The sequence below is a fragment of the Granulicella sibirica genome (assembly GCF_004115155.1).
Classification (GTDB): Bacteria; Acidobacteriota; Terriglobia; order Terriglobales; family Acidobacteriaceae; genus Edaphobacter; species Edaphobacter sibiricus.
In genome coordinates, this window is record NZ_RDSM01000001.1 from 1,460,973 (window position 1) to 1,476,089 (window position 15,117).

Below are 15,117 nucleotides of genomic sequence, written 5' to 3' on the forward strand. Positions count from 1 at the left end.
TGAATGGACGATTAAGATGGAGGCTGGAGTGTTGGCATGGCGTCTCACCTTCTTGAAAAAATGAATCCGCAGCAGCAGGATGGCATACAGTCCGTCGATGGACCGGTGCTTCTGCTTGCGGGTGCTGGCAGTGGAAAAACCCGCGTGATCACGCATCGAATCGCGTACCTGATCCAGGAGCGCGGGGTTCCCGCGGACTCGATTCTTGCGGTGACGTTTACGAACAAGGCCGCGAAGGAGATGGCCGAGCGGGTCGACAAGATCATGGGGCATACGTCGCTGGCGAAGCCTACGCTGGCTACGTTTCACAGCTTTTGCGTGAGGGTGCTGCGGCGGGATATCGAGGCGCTAAGAACCAATGGCGTGGGGCTGACGAAGACGTTCGCGATCTATGACGAGACAGATCAGCAGGCGGTGGTGAAGCAGGCGTTGAAGAGGCTTGCGATCGATGACAAGCAGTTGAAGCCTCGGGTCGCGCTTGGCCGTATTAGCTGGGCGAAGAACCACATGATCGATCCGCAGGAGTACTTCCTTGCATCGACTAACCCGATGGAAGAGAAGATCGCGCACATCTTCGAGATTTACCGGAAGGAGTTATTCAAGGCGAATGCTTTGGACTTCGACGACTTACTCCTTGAGACGGTAAGGCTGCTGAAGACATCGAGCGAAGTAAGAGATCGTTACAACCGGCGTTACAGATATCTTTTGATCGACGAGTACCAGGATACGAACAAGCCGCAGTACGAGTTGATGAAGCTGCTTGGGTCGCATGGGAATGTGTGCGTGGTCGGCGATGAGGATCAGTCGATCTATAGCTGGCGCGGCGCGGATATCAAGAACATTCTTGATTTCGAGAAGGACTTCCCTGCTGCGCGGACGATTCGGCTGGAGCAGAACTACCGGTCGACGCAGATCATTCTCGAAGGGGCCTCTGCCGTGGTTGCGCAGAACACGCAGAGGAAGGGGAAGAACCTCTGGACCTCGCGTGAAGGTGGGTCGCTGATTGGGTACTACGAGGCTCCGGATGGAGAAAACGAAGCACTGTTTATTGCGGACCGCGTGAATAAGTATTTGAAGACGGCGGGTGAGTCGGAAGAGGCTCCGCGATGCGCGGTGTTATATCGGACTAACTCGCAGTCGCGCCTCGTGGAAGAGGCGCTTCGGCGATATCAGATTCAGTACCACATGGTTGGGGGCTTCTCGTTCTATGACCGGGCTGAGGTCAAGGACATCCTGAGTTACATGAAGCTGGTGCAGAACACGAACGATTCGATTGCGCTGAATCGCGTGATCAACTCGCCGGCTCGCGGCATTGGGAAGACGACGATGGAGGTGCTGGAGAGGATTGCGCTCACCACCGGCATCAGTACGTGGGACGCGATTGCTCGGGTGATCCAGGATAAGCTTCTGCCGCAACGGGCGCTGATGGCGCTGGCTAGTTTTCGAAGGCTGATTGAAGATGCGCAGGCGATGCTTGGGACTGAGTTCGCGGAGAAGTTGGCTGCTGATGTTGGGGCTTCGGATGCTGCTGAAGTAGAAGATGCCGATGTCTCGTTCGGGTTTGGCGATGAGGCTGGGCCGAGCGAGACCGGAGCGGATGAGACTGCGGATACTTCGTTCGATACGAGTTTCAACTTTGGATTCGATTTTGGGCCGAGCGAGGAGATTTCGACGATCGCGGCGGAGAATGCTTCGGACTCGGATGCGGCGCATGGGATCGCGGCCGGCTTTAATCCGTTTGCTCCGGTGGTGCTCAAGAGTGCCGCGGCTACGAAGCGTGAGAAGGCTGCGGCGATAAAAGCTGCACAGGAAGAGCCGAAGGTGGAGGAGCGTCCGGCTTTCAGGAAGCCTGGGGATGCGGCTACCTTGCCGGAGTTGATCAAGTTTCTGAACGATCGCAGTGGGTACCTCCGGGCTCTTGAAGAAGAGGCTACGCCGGAGTCGTTTTCGCGGATCGAGAACCTGAAGGAACTTGCGAATGCGGCGCAGGACGCGCAGGAGCGCGGGGAGACGCTGCACGAGTTTCTGGATCACGCGGCGCTGGTGTCGGATGCGGACTCGTACTCAGCCGAGGCGCGGGTGACGCTGATGACGCTGCATGCGGCGAAGGGACTCGAGTTTCCTCTGGTGTTCCTGGCAGGCATGGAGGAGGGGTTGTTTCCGCACTCGCGGACGCTGGTGGATCCGACGCAGATGGAGGAGGAGCGGCGGCTCTGCTACGTGGGGATGACGCGGGCGATGGATACGTTGATCATGACGCGGGCGCGGTATCGGCGGCGGTATGGAAGCGACATGCCTGAGGGGAGCGTGGCTTCGCGGTTTCTCGAAGAGGTGCCTTCGAGGCTGGTGGAGGATCTGGGGAGTCCGGGGATGCGGCCTGCGTACAGGGCGGGGTCCGGGTATGGGGTCCGGGCGGGATATGAGGATGGGGAGCGGCACTACTCCTATGAGGACGAGGATCAGAGTGGGGGACGGGCGCGGCCTTCGGGTGCTCCGGGGGTGAATGGCCGGCCTTCGTATGCGGCTCGGGCGGGCGGGTCGGGATCGCTGGATAACGTCGCGAACTTCTTTGCGGCGCGCGGGCAGAAGGTCTCAAGGCCGAAGCTGGCGGTTCCGGAGCCTACGGGCAAGACGGGTTTGCAGCGTGCGGTTCGCGTGAAACACCCGAAGTATGGCGAGGGGATGGTAATTCAGCGGGAGGGCGACGGAGATGACGCGAAGATTACAGTACAATTTCAACAGCACGGCGTGAAGAAGCTGGTGGAGAAGTTTGCCCAGCTCCAGATCCTCTAATGCGCGCCGGGCAAAAACTCCGACATTCTGTATGTAGAAAGATTGGCATCGACTCATGGCGAATACAAAGAGCATTACCGACACCCAGGAACGCAAGAAGATCAAGCGCGCGGCTCGCAAGAAGGCGGCCCCGAAGGCTCCGCGTACGGGTGCTCGTGGCGAAAACAAGCAGAAGCTGAAGAAGGCTGCACGCGGTCAGAGCAAGCGCTAGCTTTTTGGGCGGCTCCTTGGCGGGAGCTGCCCTGCTCTAGACCCGCACCAGGGACACGAAGTGTGAAGCACGTAACGCCCGAACCATAGCCTTTCCCACAACCGGGAAGACCTCAAGATTCAGGGAGCGAGCACACTGGCCCGGCAAATCTTCGCAACGAAGTCCATCGACAAACTGATTCGAGAGTCTGAGCGGCCGGAACACGCGCTGCGCAAGACGCTTGGTCCGGTCTCTTTGACAGCTCTGGGCATCGGGGCGGTAATCGGGTCGGGGATCTTCACTGTCATCGGCACGGCGATTTCTGGAGATATGTCTTCAGGGGCGGTTTCGGGGAGCGTGCTGAAGACCCCGGTTCTGGACTACATTCTGCATCACTCCGCACTGGCTGGACGGCCGGGAGCGGGGCCCGCGCTGGCGTTGTCGCTTGTGCTGGTGGCGATCGTGTGTGCGTTGACGGGGCTCTGCTATGCGGAGCTGGCGTCCATGATTCCGATTGCGGGGTCGGCTTATACGTACACCTACGCAACGATGGGCGAGCTTGTGGCTTGGATCATCGGGTGGGATCTTGTGCTCGAGTATGCATTCTCGAATATGAGCGTGTCAGTGGGGTTCGCGGCGCATGTTGTCGATCTGATGGACTGGCTTGGGCTGCGGCTGAGCCCGAAGTGGCTATCGCCGGCTTACCTGCCGCAGGGTCTGCAGGATCTGGCCGGGAAGGACATTTATCTGCCGGGCTGGCATTCGGGCTTCAATATTCCGGCATTTCTCGTGGTGATGCTGCTTTCAGTTGTGCTGGTGCGGGGGATTCGGGAGTCGGCGCGGACCAACAACATCATGGTGTTGTTGAAGATCGTGGCGATCCTGCTGTTTGTCTTCTTTGGGATCGGGTTCATTCATCCCGGGAACTATCACCCGTTTTCTCCGAATGGCTGGTCGGGCGTGCTGACCGGTGGGTCGATCATCTTCTTTACGTATATTGGGTTCGATTCGGTTTCGACGGCGGCGGAAGAGTGTAAACAGCCGCAACGGGATGTGCCCATCGGGATTCTGGCGACGCTGATCATCTGCACGATTTTGTACTGCGCGGTGGCGATTGTGCTGACGGGCATTGTGAAGTGGGACACGATGGTGGGCGACGCGGCTCCGGTGGTGAACGCGCTGAAGAAGCTATCGGTGCTGCCGGGTGGGCACAAGCTGCACTGGGTTCGGCTTGGCGTGCTGTGCGGGGCGCTGCTTGGGATGATCTCTTCCCTGCTGGTGTTCCAGATGGGGCAGGCCCGGGTTTGGTTTGCGATGTCGCGGGACCGGCTGCTGCCGGACTGGTTCAGCGTGATTCATCCGCGGTTTCGGACGCCGGCGAATGCTACGTGGTTTGCGGCGGTGCTGGTGGCGATTCCGGCGGGGCTGTTCGATGTTGGGACGTTTGCGGAGCTATCGAACATCGGAACACTGTTTGCGTTTGTGCTGGTGTCGGTGGGGGTGCTGGTGTTGCGGTATCGGGAGCCGGCGCGGCGGCGAGGGTTCCGGGTGCCGCTTGGGCCGGTGATTCCGATGCTCAGCATCATCTTCTGTACGCTGCTGATGGCAGGTCTGCCGATTCTTACGTGGCTGCGGTTCTTTGCGTGGCTGGTGATCGGGCTGGGAGTTTACTTCCTTTACAGCAGGAAGCGGAGTGAGTTCTACCCCGGGCCGGGCGCGTAAACTATAGGGATGGCACGTCGGATTCCGAAACCTGAGCTGGAGCTTGAGCCGGAGGTATGGCTCCGCAAGCTTCCTAAAGTGGAGCTGCATCTGCATCTTGAGGGCACGATTCTGCCCGAGACGCTGGTTGCGCTGAGCGAGCGGCATGATGCGGAGCCGTTGACGCTCGCGGGGGCTCAACAGCTTTATCGCTATGCCAACTTTCATGGGTTTCTGATGGCCTTCAAGGCAGTGACGGAGAGGCTGCGGACCCCGGATGACTACGAGTTCATGACGTACACCATGGTTCGGGAGCTGGCGGCGCAGGGTGTGGTGCATGCTGAGGTGTATATCTCGTTCGGGATTCTGAACCGGCAGGGGCGGCTTGCGGTCGATGACGTGATGTTGGCGATCGAGCGGGGGCGGACGCGGGGTGAGGCGGAGTTTGGCACGACCGTTTACTGGCTGATCGATGCGGTGCGGCACTTCGGGGTCGAGGAGGCGGCGGTTGTGTTTCGGGCGGCGGCGGCCATGCGGAAGGAGTTTCCGAGCATTGTTGGGATCGGGATCGGCGGAGATGAGGCGCGAGGTGGGGCGGATCTCTTTCGGGAGCTCTATGAAGAGGCTCGGGAGGCTGGGCTACGGCTGACGGCGCATGCGGGGGAGTCAACGGGGCCGGCTAGTATCTGGTCGGCGATCAATATCGGGGCGGAGCGGATTGGGCATGCACTCACGGCGAAGGAAGATCCGGAGCTGATGGAGGTGTTGGCCGAGAAGCAGATTCCGCTGGAGATGAACGTGACGAGCAATATCCGGACGGGGTGTTGCGCCGACTTCGACGCGCATCCGGTGAAGGAGTACTTCGATCGCGGGCTGATGGTGACGCTGAACTCGGACGATCCGCCGATGTTCGGGAGCAACCTGCTGGGCGAGTACATCCTGGCGTACGAGCGGTATGGGTTCACGCTGGAGCAGATGCGGGAGCTGGCGGCCAACTCGGTCGAGGCGAGCTTTCTGCCTGCGGAGCGGAAGATTGCACTGCTCCAAAAAGTAGAGCAGTTCGGCTGGTAGGTTCGGGCTAATCGCCCAGCAGCTCGCGCTGGTGGAGCATGTGGACGAGCTGGTGGCGCTTCTCCTGGACTACACGCTGAAACCAGGTGCGTTCAATGGGTTCGAGTCTCCGGATCTCGCGTTCGAGGTCGTGGATCCTGCGGTCAAGTTGTTGTTTGGCGTCTTCCTGAATTTCCATGGTGGAGAGACTATCGACACATTATGATGGGGCAAAATACCACGGAAGCGTCAGGTCTCCGCCTGCTTGCCGGCACGAAGGCTCACGTAAGGGATGCGGATGCACCCGACGACGCTGATGTCACCCCACCCCGGAAATTCCACTTCCTTCGAAGTGAGAAGATGTATCAGAACACAGGAGACGAACGATGAAGAATCACACTGTTGCCTTTGCGAAGCGAAGCCTCTTTCTCGCTGCCCTCATTGCCCTTTGCGCCTCGGCCTCAGCGTCCGCGCAGAACAAGGCTATCGGGTTCAAGCAGGGCATGCCCTTCAGCAACGCCTACGTCGCAGGCAACACCCTCTACGTCGCCGGTCAGCAAGGCCCCGATGAGAATGGCAAGGTGACCGGGACCGACATCACCCTGCAGACGACCAACACCCTCAACATCATCAAGAAGATCGTCGAAGACGCCGGCTTCAAGGTCACGGACATCGTGAACGTCACGGTCTACGTAACCGACCTCGCCGATGTGCCAGCTATGAACGCTGTCTACAAGAAGCTTATGCCCGACCCCAAGCCTGCCCGTGCGACGGTCAAGGTCGCCGGACTGATCGGCGACGCCAAGATCGAAATCTCCGCCATCGCCGTCAAGCAGTAATGACGCGCGTGGCTCTGGCGGCTACTCGAGGGTGGCCGCCAGGGCCGGCGTAACGGTTCGGTGCGTTGCGATGACTCGCGGCGGGGCTACCGACATGGGCGCATACCGCTTGTAGACGCTGAGATGAAAACAGGCCTGCTGAAACTCCTCTTCGACATCGATGCGCCCGTCGTCCAGAAGCGGCGTGAGGTAGAGGCGCATCCAGGCGATCTCCGCCTGCGACATTCCCTTCTTCCCAAGATCAATTGCCTGCCCCGTCAGATGGGGTGACGCTGCCTCCCCATCCGCCTGCGCCGCGTTGCCATTCGTCCGCATCAACCTCAACTGAAATGAAACAGTGCGCACGGCCGAGTTGATCTGAAGCGGCGCATGGAACTGTGCGTAGTGGGCCCGGCCCACCGCGAGCAGAAACTGCGCAACCCAGGGCCTGCAGAATCTGCGGTTCACGGGAAGCCGCTCGTCGATCCGGAGGCCTTCGTTCACCGGTAAGGCCACCAGCATCTTCTTCTGCCGCATGTCGAGGAGATCGTCGTCATCCTGTATGCGGGTGAGGCCATCCTGGTCGGCCATGAGGTTCTGGTGCACCAACACCTCGTGGCTGCCACGAAGCGCTGCAGGCATATTGAGGTGACCGCGTCCGTCGTAGAGGCCGGGAACGACCTCGGCTGAGGCCACCACCTCCTCGGCTGGAGCGACTTGCGGGTGTACTGCGTCCTGGCGGATGACGCTCACAACGGAGGTGGGGACGCTCGGTTGAGGGACTGACTTCGGAGTGCTCTCGTCTGGTTCGTCGGCGGAAAGTGCTCTCGTTTGTGCTGCTTTCGTGATTCGCCGGTGACTTTGCCTGGCCTTCAAGAGCTTGACGGGAGTGGCGGCCTGCTTGCGACCGCGTCTCACTGGTTCCTTCACCGCGAGTTCCGCGCGTTTGTGGCGAGAGTCTGCTTTGCGGGAGAGTTCGCGGGACTTGATCGCTTGCCTGCCTGCAGGGCGGACCCAGTGGGCTTCGTGGGTCGGATGGAAGCGCACCTGGGGACGCGGAGGCTTGATTCCGGTCGTGCGGGAATGGTAGGCAAGGAGCGAAACCGGAAGCAAAAACAGGGCCGCGAACGCTGCAAACAAACGGGTTAGCGTGGAACGCATCAGCAGATTGTGGGAGGCCGAGAAGAGCGCCAGAGCCTCTTTAGAGTAGGGGATGGGTATGATTGGTGGGGAGTGGCGGGTTGGGTTCTGTTGCTGAGTTGGTTATTAGGAGCGTGGATGCGGAGCGTCTGGGTGGCTTTAGGTTTGGGGCTTATCTCGTTGTCGGGTAAGGGGTTGTTGGGACAAGAGGAGGCTCGGCCAGAGTTTTACGTCCAGCACGTGAGACCGATCTTCGAGAACCAGTGTTTTCGGTGTCATGGAGGCATGAATCATCGGGGCGGATTGAACATGTCGACTCGGGCGGGGATGTACAAAGGGGGCAAGGATGGGGCCGTGCTGGTTCCCGGGGATCCAAGTAAGTCGTTGATGGTGAAGGCAATACGGCACGAGGGGCAGAACGGGAGTCCAAAGCCGATGCCGGAGAAGAGCAAACTTTCCGATGGCGATATCGGAACCATCGAACGGTGGATCCGGGCGGGGGCGATCATGCCGGTGGACATTCCGAAGCCTTAGAACGCTATCTCGATTCTCGATTTCCCCTCGTGTCCTTGGTGTCCTTCCCGTGGATGGTTTGCCGTTGACCGGATCGTCGGGGCCATGCTAGCGTCGGTTATGGCGTTTTTCGGGCTTCCTCGTTGTCGTTGCTGCCGACCCTCCGTCGGGTGAGCTGCGACCTTCCCAGAGCCTTCTGAAACGCCGTCTCCGGAACTCATCCGAACCCTCACATCCCTGGCTTGCATGGAATTTGCCAACACTTGCGTGTGGTGGCCTGTCGCGAGCCGTGCCTTCGGAGAGAGTTTTATGGAAATCAGAAGAGACGAACAGCTTGCCCACGGCGGCGAGATCACGTCCGCGGGATCCGGCATGATCCTAAAGACCTCAGAGGAGCTCGCCGGTATTATCTCGCTGGTCGCTTCGTCGAATCGATGGGTCGATCGGGTAAGACTCCGTGCTGAACACCGTTGGTACGAGCGGTTATATGACGGTGCGGACCATGACATCTGGGTCATCAGCTGGCTGCCAGGGCAGTCTACCGGGTTCCACGACCATGGCGACTCCGCGGGAGCCTTCGTGGTGGCGACGGGCATTCTCGAGGAGCATCGTCCAGGGGAGCAGCCCCTCACGATCCGTCCAGGGGAGCCGCGCATATTCGGCACCGGCTACGCGCACGATGTCCGCAATGCTTCCCTGGCGCCGGCCATCAGCATCCACGCCTATTCGCCTCCACTCAGTGAGATGAACGAGTACGAACTGGCTGGCGGTGAGCTCGTACCGCGCGAGCGCGCGTCCGAGGAGGCTGAAGGAACAGATTGGAAGCGGAGAGAGAACAAAGAGAAACTGAATGACCGGCCTGTCGTCCTGAGCATCGAGCAGGTGCTTTCCGTGGCGCGCACCCGCCTGCAACGCCTGCCACCTGATGTGGTCTATCGGGAGCTGATTGGAAAGCAGGCCCTGTTCGTCGATATTCGTCCCGAGGGCCAGCGCGCGATTGAGGGTACTATTCCGGGCGCCCTGGTCATCGAGCGGAACGTGCTGGAGTGGCGGCTCGATCCGCTCTCCAGCGCTCGGTTGCCGGTCGCGACCGATCATGATCTCCGGGTCATTCTTTTCTGCTCCGAGGGGTACACCTCGAGCCTCGCCGCTGCCGCTCTCCAGGATCTTGGGCTGTGGCGCGCGACGGACATGATTGGTGGTTTCCATGCATGGAGACTGGCTGGCCTGCCGATCGCGGAAGCGGGCCAGTCTTCCTCGCAGTGTTCGACGCTGAGAGCATCGTAGCCTCTCACGAGAAGCGCTCTCAGCAAGACCGTGCGGGAGTCTATCGTACGATCAGAATCGGCCCAGCTCCGTATCTCGCGCTGGGGACAGGAGCCGAAATGCCATCGTTCTCAAATGAACTTTCCAATGCACTCACTTACAAGCAGTACCTTGCATTGGGGACCAAAGAGCAGAAGCGCCGCTGGACGCAGGTCTATGACATAGGACGCCTCGATGCCGTACAACAGCAGCGCGAAGGGTGCCGGGGCTGGACCCGAAGATGAGGATAAAGATTGCGAGTGTTGGTGAGCCTGTCCTGCGTGATGCAGCAAGGCCTCTTCGTCCGGAGGAGATTGGCACTGGCCGTATCCGCGAATTGATCGAGCATATGCGAGAGACGCTTGCGGATGCTCCCGGTGTAGGCCTGGCCGCCCCGCAGGTAGGGGAGTCGCTGCAACTTGCCATTATTGAAGATAAAGCGGAATACCAGGCTACCGTGGCAGCTGGCGAGTTAGCCGAACGGGAGCGGTCGCCCGTCCCATTCCATGTCCTGATCAATCCTGAGATCGAGTTGCTATCGCCGCCAGAGGTAAGTTTCTTTGAGGGTTGTCTCAGCCTCCCCGGCTTTGTGGCGATGGTGCCTCGCGCGAGACACGTCAGAGTGCGGGCACTGAATGAGACAGGGCAGCCTGTACAGATCGACGCGGAGGGATGGTATGCACGGATTCTGCAGCATGAGATTGATCACCTTCACGGAACCTTGTATATCGACCGCATGTGGCACCGCAGCTTCTCCTCCATCGACCAGCACAGCCGGCATTGGAAGTCCAGATCGACCGCGGAACTTGTAACTCATTTTCGTCCTAAGTGATAAAGCAATAAAACGCAGATAGACATATTGATCTTAATATCAGAGGGCGAAAGGCAACATGCCTGTTGCATTCTTCAGGCAGGCGTGGTTCTATAAGAATAATCATGTTGATCAACTTTTCCATGCGTTGTTGCTGCACTCCGGTTATCGCCGTTGAGTGCCGTGCCGCATGGTGTTGTTGCTGATCTTCATCTCTTCAAGAAGCCTGACCTCTCTTCAAGAGTCTAGACAAGCATCATGCGAAGCCCGGTTTCTGCCCGGGCTTTTTCTGCGCCCCTATCAAACAAACAGACTGCGATAAGGCGTCCATGTATCTCCGGATCCAATTCTCCTCTAGCGCCACCAAAGGCAGTTTGATGCCTATGCCTTGTCGTTGTTGTTGCCGCTGACAGCATAAGACACGCAATGCGCGCTCCTACGCATTAGCAAACCTGCGCGCAAAAAACATCAGCAAAGAAGAGGATCATGAAACATCTGGTACGTGCTTTTCCTATCATCCTGGTATCGTCCTTCGCCATCGCTCAGAACCAGGGTGGTTCTCTCTCAGGCCTTGTCACGGATGCCAGCGGAGCGGCTCTACGGCATGCGCACGTGATCGTTCGCAACACGGCCACCAACAAGATCAGCCAGGCGGACACAGTCGATGACGGCCAGTACACCGTGCCTCTGCTACAGGCAGGCACATACGAAGTCACCGCAAGCTACGACGGCTTCGAGCGCGAGGTTCATACCGGTGTCGTCCTTGCAGTGGACCAGCAGGGCCGTTCCGATTTTTCACTCAAGGTCGGTTCCGCGACCCAGACTGTTGAGGTCACCGCGGCTGCGCCTCTTACTTCCACGGAGAGCTCTGAGGTCGGCACCGTCATCGACAATCGCAAGGTCGTTGGCCTGCCGCTGAACAATCGTCAGTTCTATTCGCTCGCACTCCTCGCACCTGGTGCGTATCCGCCTGCACAGAACTCGGGCCTTGGTTATCGCGGTGGTTTCAACGTGGTCGGCATGCCGGAAGTGACGAATAACTTCAGCGTCAACGGCGTCGATGACAGCGACGAGATCGCCAATGCGCCTTCGTTCCGGCCATCCATCGAAGGGATCCAGGAGTTCAAGCTACAGAGCGGAACTTACACTGCCGAATATGGACGCAGGCCGGGAGCCCAGGTCAATGTCGTGACCAAAGGCGGAAGCAACAGCTTCCATGGCGATCTCTTCGAATTCATTCGCAACCAGGCAATCGACTCGGTCAATTACTTCACCCTTCCCGGCGTCTCACCCTCTTTCAAGAGGAATCAGTTCGGGGGCACGCTCGGCGGCCCCATCCTCCGCGATAAGACGTTCTTCTTCGTGAACTATGAAGGCCTGCGACTCAGGCAGACAGTCTCTCCAAGAACAACTGTTCCTACCTCCACGATGCTCAACGGCGACTTTCGAAACCTTGGCATCTCGATCAAGAATCCGTACACGGGCCTGGACTTCAAGACTCCTAACGTGATCGATCCGAGTCTCATCAGCGGACTCGGAAAAACGCTCTCCGGATACTATCCCTCGCCCACGAGCGCGACGCTTGGAGGCGGGCTGCCAAGTAACAACTACACACTCAATGACGTGCGGCGCGAGACCATGGATGAGATATCCGGCCGCGTCGATCATACCTTGACGAACCGCGACTCACTTTTCGCTAACTACAACTATTTCAACGACCCATCCTATGAGCCGTATAACAATCAGTGCGGAACATCCGTGCTTCCAGGGTTTGGTTGCAGCCAGGGTCTCAAGGTCATTCACATCGCCGTTGGCGAGACACACACCTTCTCGCCAACCCTGATCAATGAGTTCAGCATCGGCGGCAATCGTCTGCACCAGCCGAAATATCCTGATTCCGCCCAAGGCAACTACTTTGGCTTGCTGAACGCGGCATACAACCTGACCTCGCCGATCGGCCTTGCCAGCACCAGCGTCAACGGCTATGGCAACCAGGGAACGGGTGCGATGGTTCCATCGAACCGCTATGACACCACGGCGCAGATCAGCGACTCCGTCACCTTCCTGCGCGGGAAGCATACGTTCAAGGCGGGCTTCCTTTTCATCAGTTCCACCGCGTCTTACAAGAACACCGGCACTGGCAAAGCGACCTTCTCCTTTTCGCCGACGGCAACTAACTTCACCAGTGGCTATGGTCTTGCCGACTTACTCCTTGGACTGCCGAGCACCGTAACCTATAGCCCCAACGCGGGCGCGACGCACCCCATCGTCAATAACTACGACTGGTTTCTCCAGGACGATTGGAAGATCACGCCATACCTCACCATTAACGCGGGCCTTCGCTACGAGCTCAATACGCCGTTCTCCGACCGCGACAACCAGTACTCTACCTTCGATCCGACCCTCGCCTCAACCACGGACTCCGTCGTTGCGGATCACTTCCGTATTGCGGGCCGCAATGGCGAGGGCCGATATCTCACGTCCTGGGATCTGAACAACTTCGCGCCGCGCCTTGGCTTTTCCTGGCAACCTTTGAAGAATGCCGCCACGGTAGTCCGCGGAGGGTTTGGCACATACTTCTACTCGGCTGTGACCTTGACTACGGGCTACACCTATCTGCAGTCGCAGTTCCCCTTCGCCGTTGGGCAGACCTTCACCTCCACCAAGGCGAATCCGGTGCTGCTCTCGAACCCATTTGGAACGGGCAATGCTACAAGCTCCAATACTGCCTATGCCGTCGCAGCCGGTCTCCCCACTCCGTACGTCAACGAGTGGAGTCTCGGGATACAGCAGGCCTTGAACAAGAGGATCCTCTTCGAGGCAACGTACATCGGTTCCAAGGGAACCAAACTTCCGCTCAGCTACAACCTCAACCAGGGGCCTGTCCGTCCCTTCACGACCTTCGCGAATATTCAGGGAATCCGTAACGGAGGCGACTCGTTCTACCACGGTCTTCTGGTGAAGGTAGAGCAGACCTACGGCTCTCACTTCACCTTCCTTGCCTCCTACACTCTCGGCAAGTCCATCGATGACACGCCGGGTCTCATCAGCGCTGGCGACTCCTCGAAGGCTCTCCCTCAGAACTCGCTCAATCCTCGCAGTGAGCGCGGCCTCTCGGACTTCGACATCCGCCAGCGCTTCGTCGTCAGCCCTGTATACACGCTTCCCTTTGGACATGGGCAGCGGCTTCTGAGCTCCGGTATACCGGCACTGGTGACCGGTGGCTGGCAGTTATCGGGCATCTTCACGATACAAGGTGGCACTCCGTTCACGCCCTACTACGCAAGCAACAACAGCGGCAGCTTCAATCTCTCGGACCGCCCGAATATCGCAGGCAATCCCAACAGCGGTCCTAAGACGGTAAACGCCTGGTTCAACACGGCAGCCTTCACGGCCGCGCCCCTCGGCACCTTCGGAACTGCGGGCCGCAACGTCATCACGGGCCCCGGCTACGTCGACGTCGACACGGCCATCACGCGCACCTTCCCCATCCACGAAGACGTCGCCTTTCAGTTCCGCGCCGAGGCCTTCAACCTCGCCAACCATCCCAACTTCCAGAACCCGACCGGCAACTTCGGCACAACCACCTTCGGCAAGGTGACGGTCGCAAGCGATCCACGTCAACTTCAGTTCGCCGCCAAGCTGCTCTTCTAACTCGCCTCATAGCCACAAGGAGCCCTTCATGTCTGACACGCAGAGCACGCCATCCACACGCAGCAGCCTCTTCTACTCCCGCTGCCCTGCCGTTCCCACCAACTCCAGCCTGGCTGCGCAACTCGGCTTTCTGGACGAAGAGTTTGCGCTTGAGCACGATCTCGATATCCGCTCCGAAGTCATCGGTCTCGACCCGAACCCGAACCCTCCCTATGAGGATCGCCTCTGGCTTCGCCATGCCGGTCACGTCAAGGCAGTCTGGGCGCGGTCAAAAGGTGCAGACACAAAACTTGTTACTTTCTCCTGGCTCGAAGGTTCCTATCCCATCTTTGTCCGCCGTGAGTCCGGCATCAAGACCGTGGCCGATCTAAAAGGCAAACGCCTCGCAGCCCTCAAGTTCAAGGACACCCCCTTCGATCTCCTTCGCGCGCAGAACCTCAAGGTCTACGACGCAGCCCTTGGCACCGCAGGCCTCACGCTGGACGACGTTACCCTCGTCGATGTCCCACAGGAGAAGCACAACAAGCCGGAGCCAGACAGCAAGGGCACGGCCCCGAAGAAGAGCGTCTTCGCCTCCATCGCTCGCGACCTTTCGCTCTGGCTTCTCAACGACAAGGTCGATGCCGTGACCGCTCGCATCCCCGCGGATATCGCGGAGTTCTTCGATCTTGTCGAGATATACGACACCCGCAATCACCCCGACGCGAACGCAAGGGTGAACCCGGGCGTGCTACGGAACGTCGTGGTCAGCGGAGCCCTCTTGCGCGAACGCCGCGACCTCGTCGTCCGTATCCTCGCCCGCCTGCTCGAAGCGTCCGACTGGGCAAGAGAGCATCCGGAGAAGACCCTCGAACTTCTCGCCAAAGACCTGAGCACAACACCCGAAGCGCTCGAGACCTACTTCGAAGATCTGGCCAGCGGCATTCAGGTCGACGCCACCACGCAACAGGTTGAAGCCCTGCGCACCCAGAAGGACTTTCTCCTCAAGCACGGCTTCCTCGACAACGACTTCGACATCGACGAGTGGGTGGATCTCACCCCCCTGCAGGAGGCACGCGCGCTGCTCGCTGCCCGTCACGAGAAGGAAGCCGGCGTTCTCGTCTCCTGACGAAGCCCGCATGAGAGCAGAGCTCGCGGAGCTG

The 15,117-nt window shown here is 59.3% G+C and carries 12 protein-coding genes; 10 read left to right on the forward strand and 2 right to left on the reverse strand.

The window, feature by feature from the left end:
• The first annotated feature begins 36 nt into the window (after nucleotides 1–36).
• The 4 genes from GRAN_RS06120 to add all read left to right on the forward strand — a co-directional run bounded on the left by GRAN_RS06120 (nucleotide 37) and on the right by add (nucleotide 5,755).
• Nucleotides 37–2,793, forward strand: coding sequence for a UvrD-helicase domain-containing protein (locus tag GRAN_RS06120; protein WP_241654361.1), 2,757 nt, complete (start codon nucleotides 37–39; stop codon nucleotides 2,791–2,793).
• Nucleotides 2,794–2,848: 55 nt separating this feature from the next.
• A complete protein-coding gene (locus GRAN_RS25765; RefSeq protein ID WP_192897976.1) occupies nucleotides 2,849–3,004 on the forward strand; it encodes a hypothetical protein in 156 nt (51 codons plus the stop codon).
• A 174-nt stretch (nucleotides 3,005–3,178) separates the two neighbouring features.
• Nucleotides 3,179–4,705 (forward strand): amino acid permease, encoded by a 1,527-nt coding sequence (locus tag GRAN_RS06125; RefSeq protein WP_241654481.1) that lies wholly within the window; start codon nucleotides 3,179–3,181, stop codon nucleotides 4,703–4,705.
• Between the two features lie 9 nt (nucleotides 4,706–4,714).
• A complete protein-coding gene (add, locus tag GRAN_RS06130; RefSeq protein ID WP_128912066.1) occupies nucleotides 4,715–5,755 on the forward strand; it encodes an adenosine deaminase in 1,041 nt (346 codons plus the stop codon).
• A gap of 7 nt (nucleotides 5,756–5,762) precedes the next feature.
• Here add and GRAN_RS25405 read toward each other — a convergent pair whose 3' ends face one another.
• Nucleotides 5,763–5,933 carry a hypothetical protein gene (locus GRAN_RS25405; protein WP_161570864.1) on the reverse strand — a complete coding sequence of 57 codons (171 nt, stop codon included), beginning with the start codon at nucleotides 5,931–5,933 and terminating at the stop codon, nucleotides 5,763–5,765.
• 187 nt (nucleotides 5,934–6,120) lie between these two features.
• On the opposite strand from GRAN_RS25405, the gene GRAN_RS06135 reads away from it, so the two are divergent.
• Nucleotides 6,121–6,573, forward strand: a complete 453-nt coding sequence (locus GRAN_RS06135) for a RidA family protein (protein ID WP_128912067.1) — start codon at nucleotides 6,121–6,123, stop codon at nucleotides 6,571–6,573.
• A gap of 21 nt (nucleotides 6,574–6,594) precedes the next feature.
• Here the strand turns inward: GRAN_RS06135 and GRAN_RS06140 are convergent, their stop codons facing one another.
• Nucleotides 6,595–7,713, reverse strand: coding sequence for a DUF5715 family protein (locus GRAN_RS06140; protein WP_128912068.1), 1,119 nt, complete (start codon nucleotides 7,711–7,713; stop codon nucleotides 6,595–6,597).
• A 117-nt stretch (nucleotides 7,714–7,830) separates the two neighbouring features.
• Between GRAN_RS06140 and GRAN_RS26600 the strand changes: the two genes are divergently transcribed.
• The 5 genes from GRAN_RS26600 to GRAN_RS06165 all read left to right on the forward strand — a co-directional run bounded on the left by GRAN_RS26600 (nucleotide 7,831) and on the right by GRAN_RS06165 (nucleotide 15,083).
• On the forward strand, nucleotides 7,831–8,226 hold the full coding sequence (locus tag GRAN_RS26600) for a c-type cytochrome domain-containing protein (RefSeq protein ID WP_128912069.1): 396 nt from the start codon (nucleotides 7,831–7,833) through the stop codon (nucleotides 8,224–8,226).
• 288 nt (nucleotides 8,227–8,514) lie between these two features.
• Entirely contained in the window at nucleotides 8,515–9,492 is a 978-nt protein-coding gene (locus tag GRAN_RS06150) for a rhodanese-like domain-containing protein (protein ID WP_206662706.1), read from the forward strand.
• A 259-nt stretch (nucleotides 9,493–9,751) separates the two neighbouring features.
• Nucleotides 9,752–10,342, forward strand: a complete 591-nt coding sequence (gene def, locus GRAN_RS06155; RefSeq protein ID WP_128912070.1) for a peptide deformylase — start codon at nucleotides 9,752–9,754, stop codon at nucleotides 10,340–10,342.
• 465 nt (nucleotides 10,343–10,807) lie between these two features.
• Complete coding sequence (locus GRAN_RS06160) at nucleotides 10,808–13,975, forward strand: TonB-dependent receptor (RefSeq protein ID WP_128912071.1); 3,168 nt, start codon at nucleotides 10,808–10,810, stop codon at nucleotides 13,973–13,975.
• A 28-nt stretch (nucleotides 13,976–14,003) separates the two neighbouring features.
• The gene (locus GRAN_RS06165) at nucleotides 14,004–15,083 is read left to right on the forward strand and encodes an ABC transporter substrate-binding protein (protein WP_128912072.1); all 1,080 of its coding nucleotides are present in this window, start codon (nucleotides 14,004–14,006) and stop codon (nucleotides 15,081–15,083) included.
• The last annotated feature ends 34 nt before the right edge of the window (nucleotides 15,084–15,117 follow it).

Excerpts from the sequence above, each read along its gene's own strand:
- GRAN_RS06120 (WP_241654361.1), top strand. The coding sequence starts at position 37 with ATGGCGTCTCACCTTCTTGAAAAAATGAATCCGCAGCAGCAGGATGGC.
- GRAN_RS25765 (WP_192897976.1), top strand. The coding sequence starts at position 2,849 with ATGGCGAATACAAAGAGCATTACCGACACCCAGGAACGCAAGAAGATC.
- add (WP_128912066.1), top strand. The coding sequence starts at position 4,715 with ATGGCACGTCGGATTCCGAAACCTGAGCTGGAGCTTGAGCCGGAGGTA.
- GRAN_RS25405 (WP_161570864.1), bottom strand. The coding sequence starts at position 5,933 with ATGGAAATTCAGGAAGACGCCAAACAACAACTTGACCGCAGGATCCAC.
- GRAN_RS06135 (WP_128912067.1), top strand. The coding sequence starts at position 6,121 with ATGAAGAATCACACTGTTGCCTTTGCGAAGCGAAGCCTCTTTCTCGCT.
- GRAN_RS06140 (WP_128912068.1), bottom strand. The coding sequence starts at position 7,713 with ATGCGTTCCACGCTAACCCGTTTGTTTGCAGCGTTCGCGGCCCTGTTT.
- GRAN_RS26600 (WP_128912069.1), top strand. The coding sequence starts at position 7,831 with ATGCGGAGCGTCTGGGTGGCTTTAGGTTTGGGGCTTATCTCGTTGTCG.
- GRAN_RS06150 (WP_206662706.1), top strand. The coding sequence starts at position 8,515 with ATGGAAATCAGAAGAGACGAACAGCTTGCCCACGGCGGCGAGATCACG.
- def (WP_128912070.1), top strand. The coding sequence starts at position 9,752 with ATGAGGATAAAGATTGCGAGTGTTGGTGAGCCTGTCCTGCGTGATGCA.
- GRAN_RS06160 (WP_128912071.1), top strand. The coding sequence starts at position 10,808 with ATGAAACATCTGGTACGTGCTTTTCCTATCATCCTGGTATCGTCCTTC.
- GRAN_RS06165 (WP_128912072.1), top strand. The coding sequence starts at position 14,004 with ATGTCTGACACGCAGAGCACGCCATCCACACGCAGCAGCCTCTTCTAC.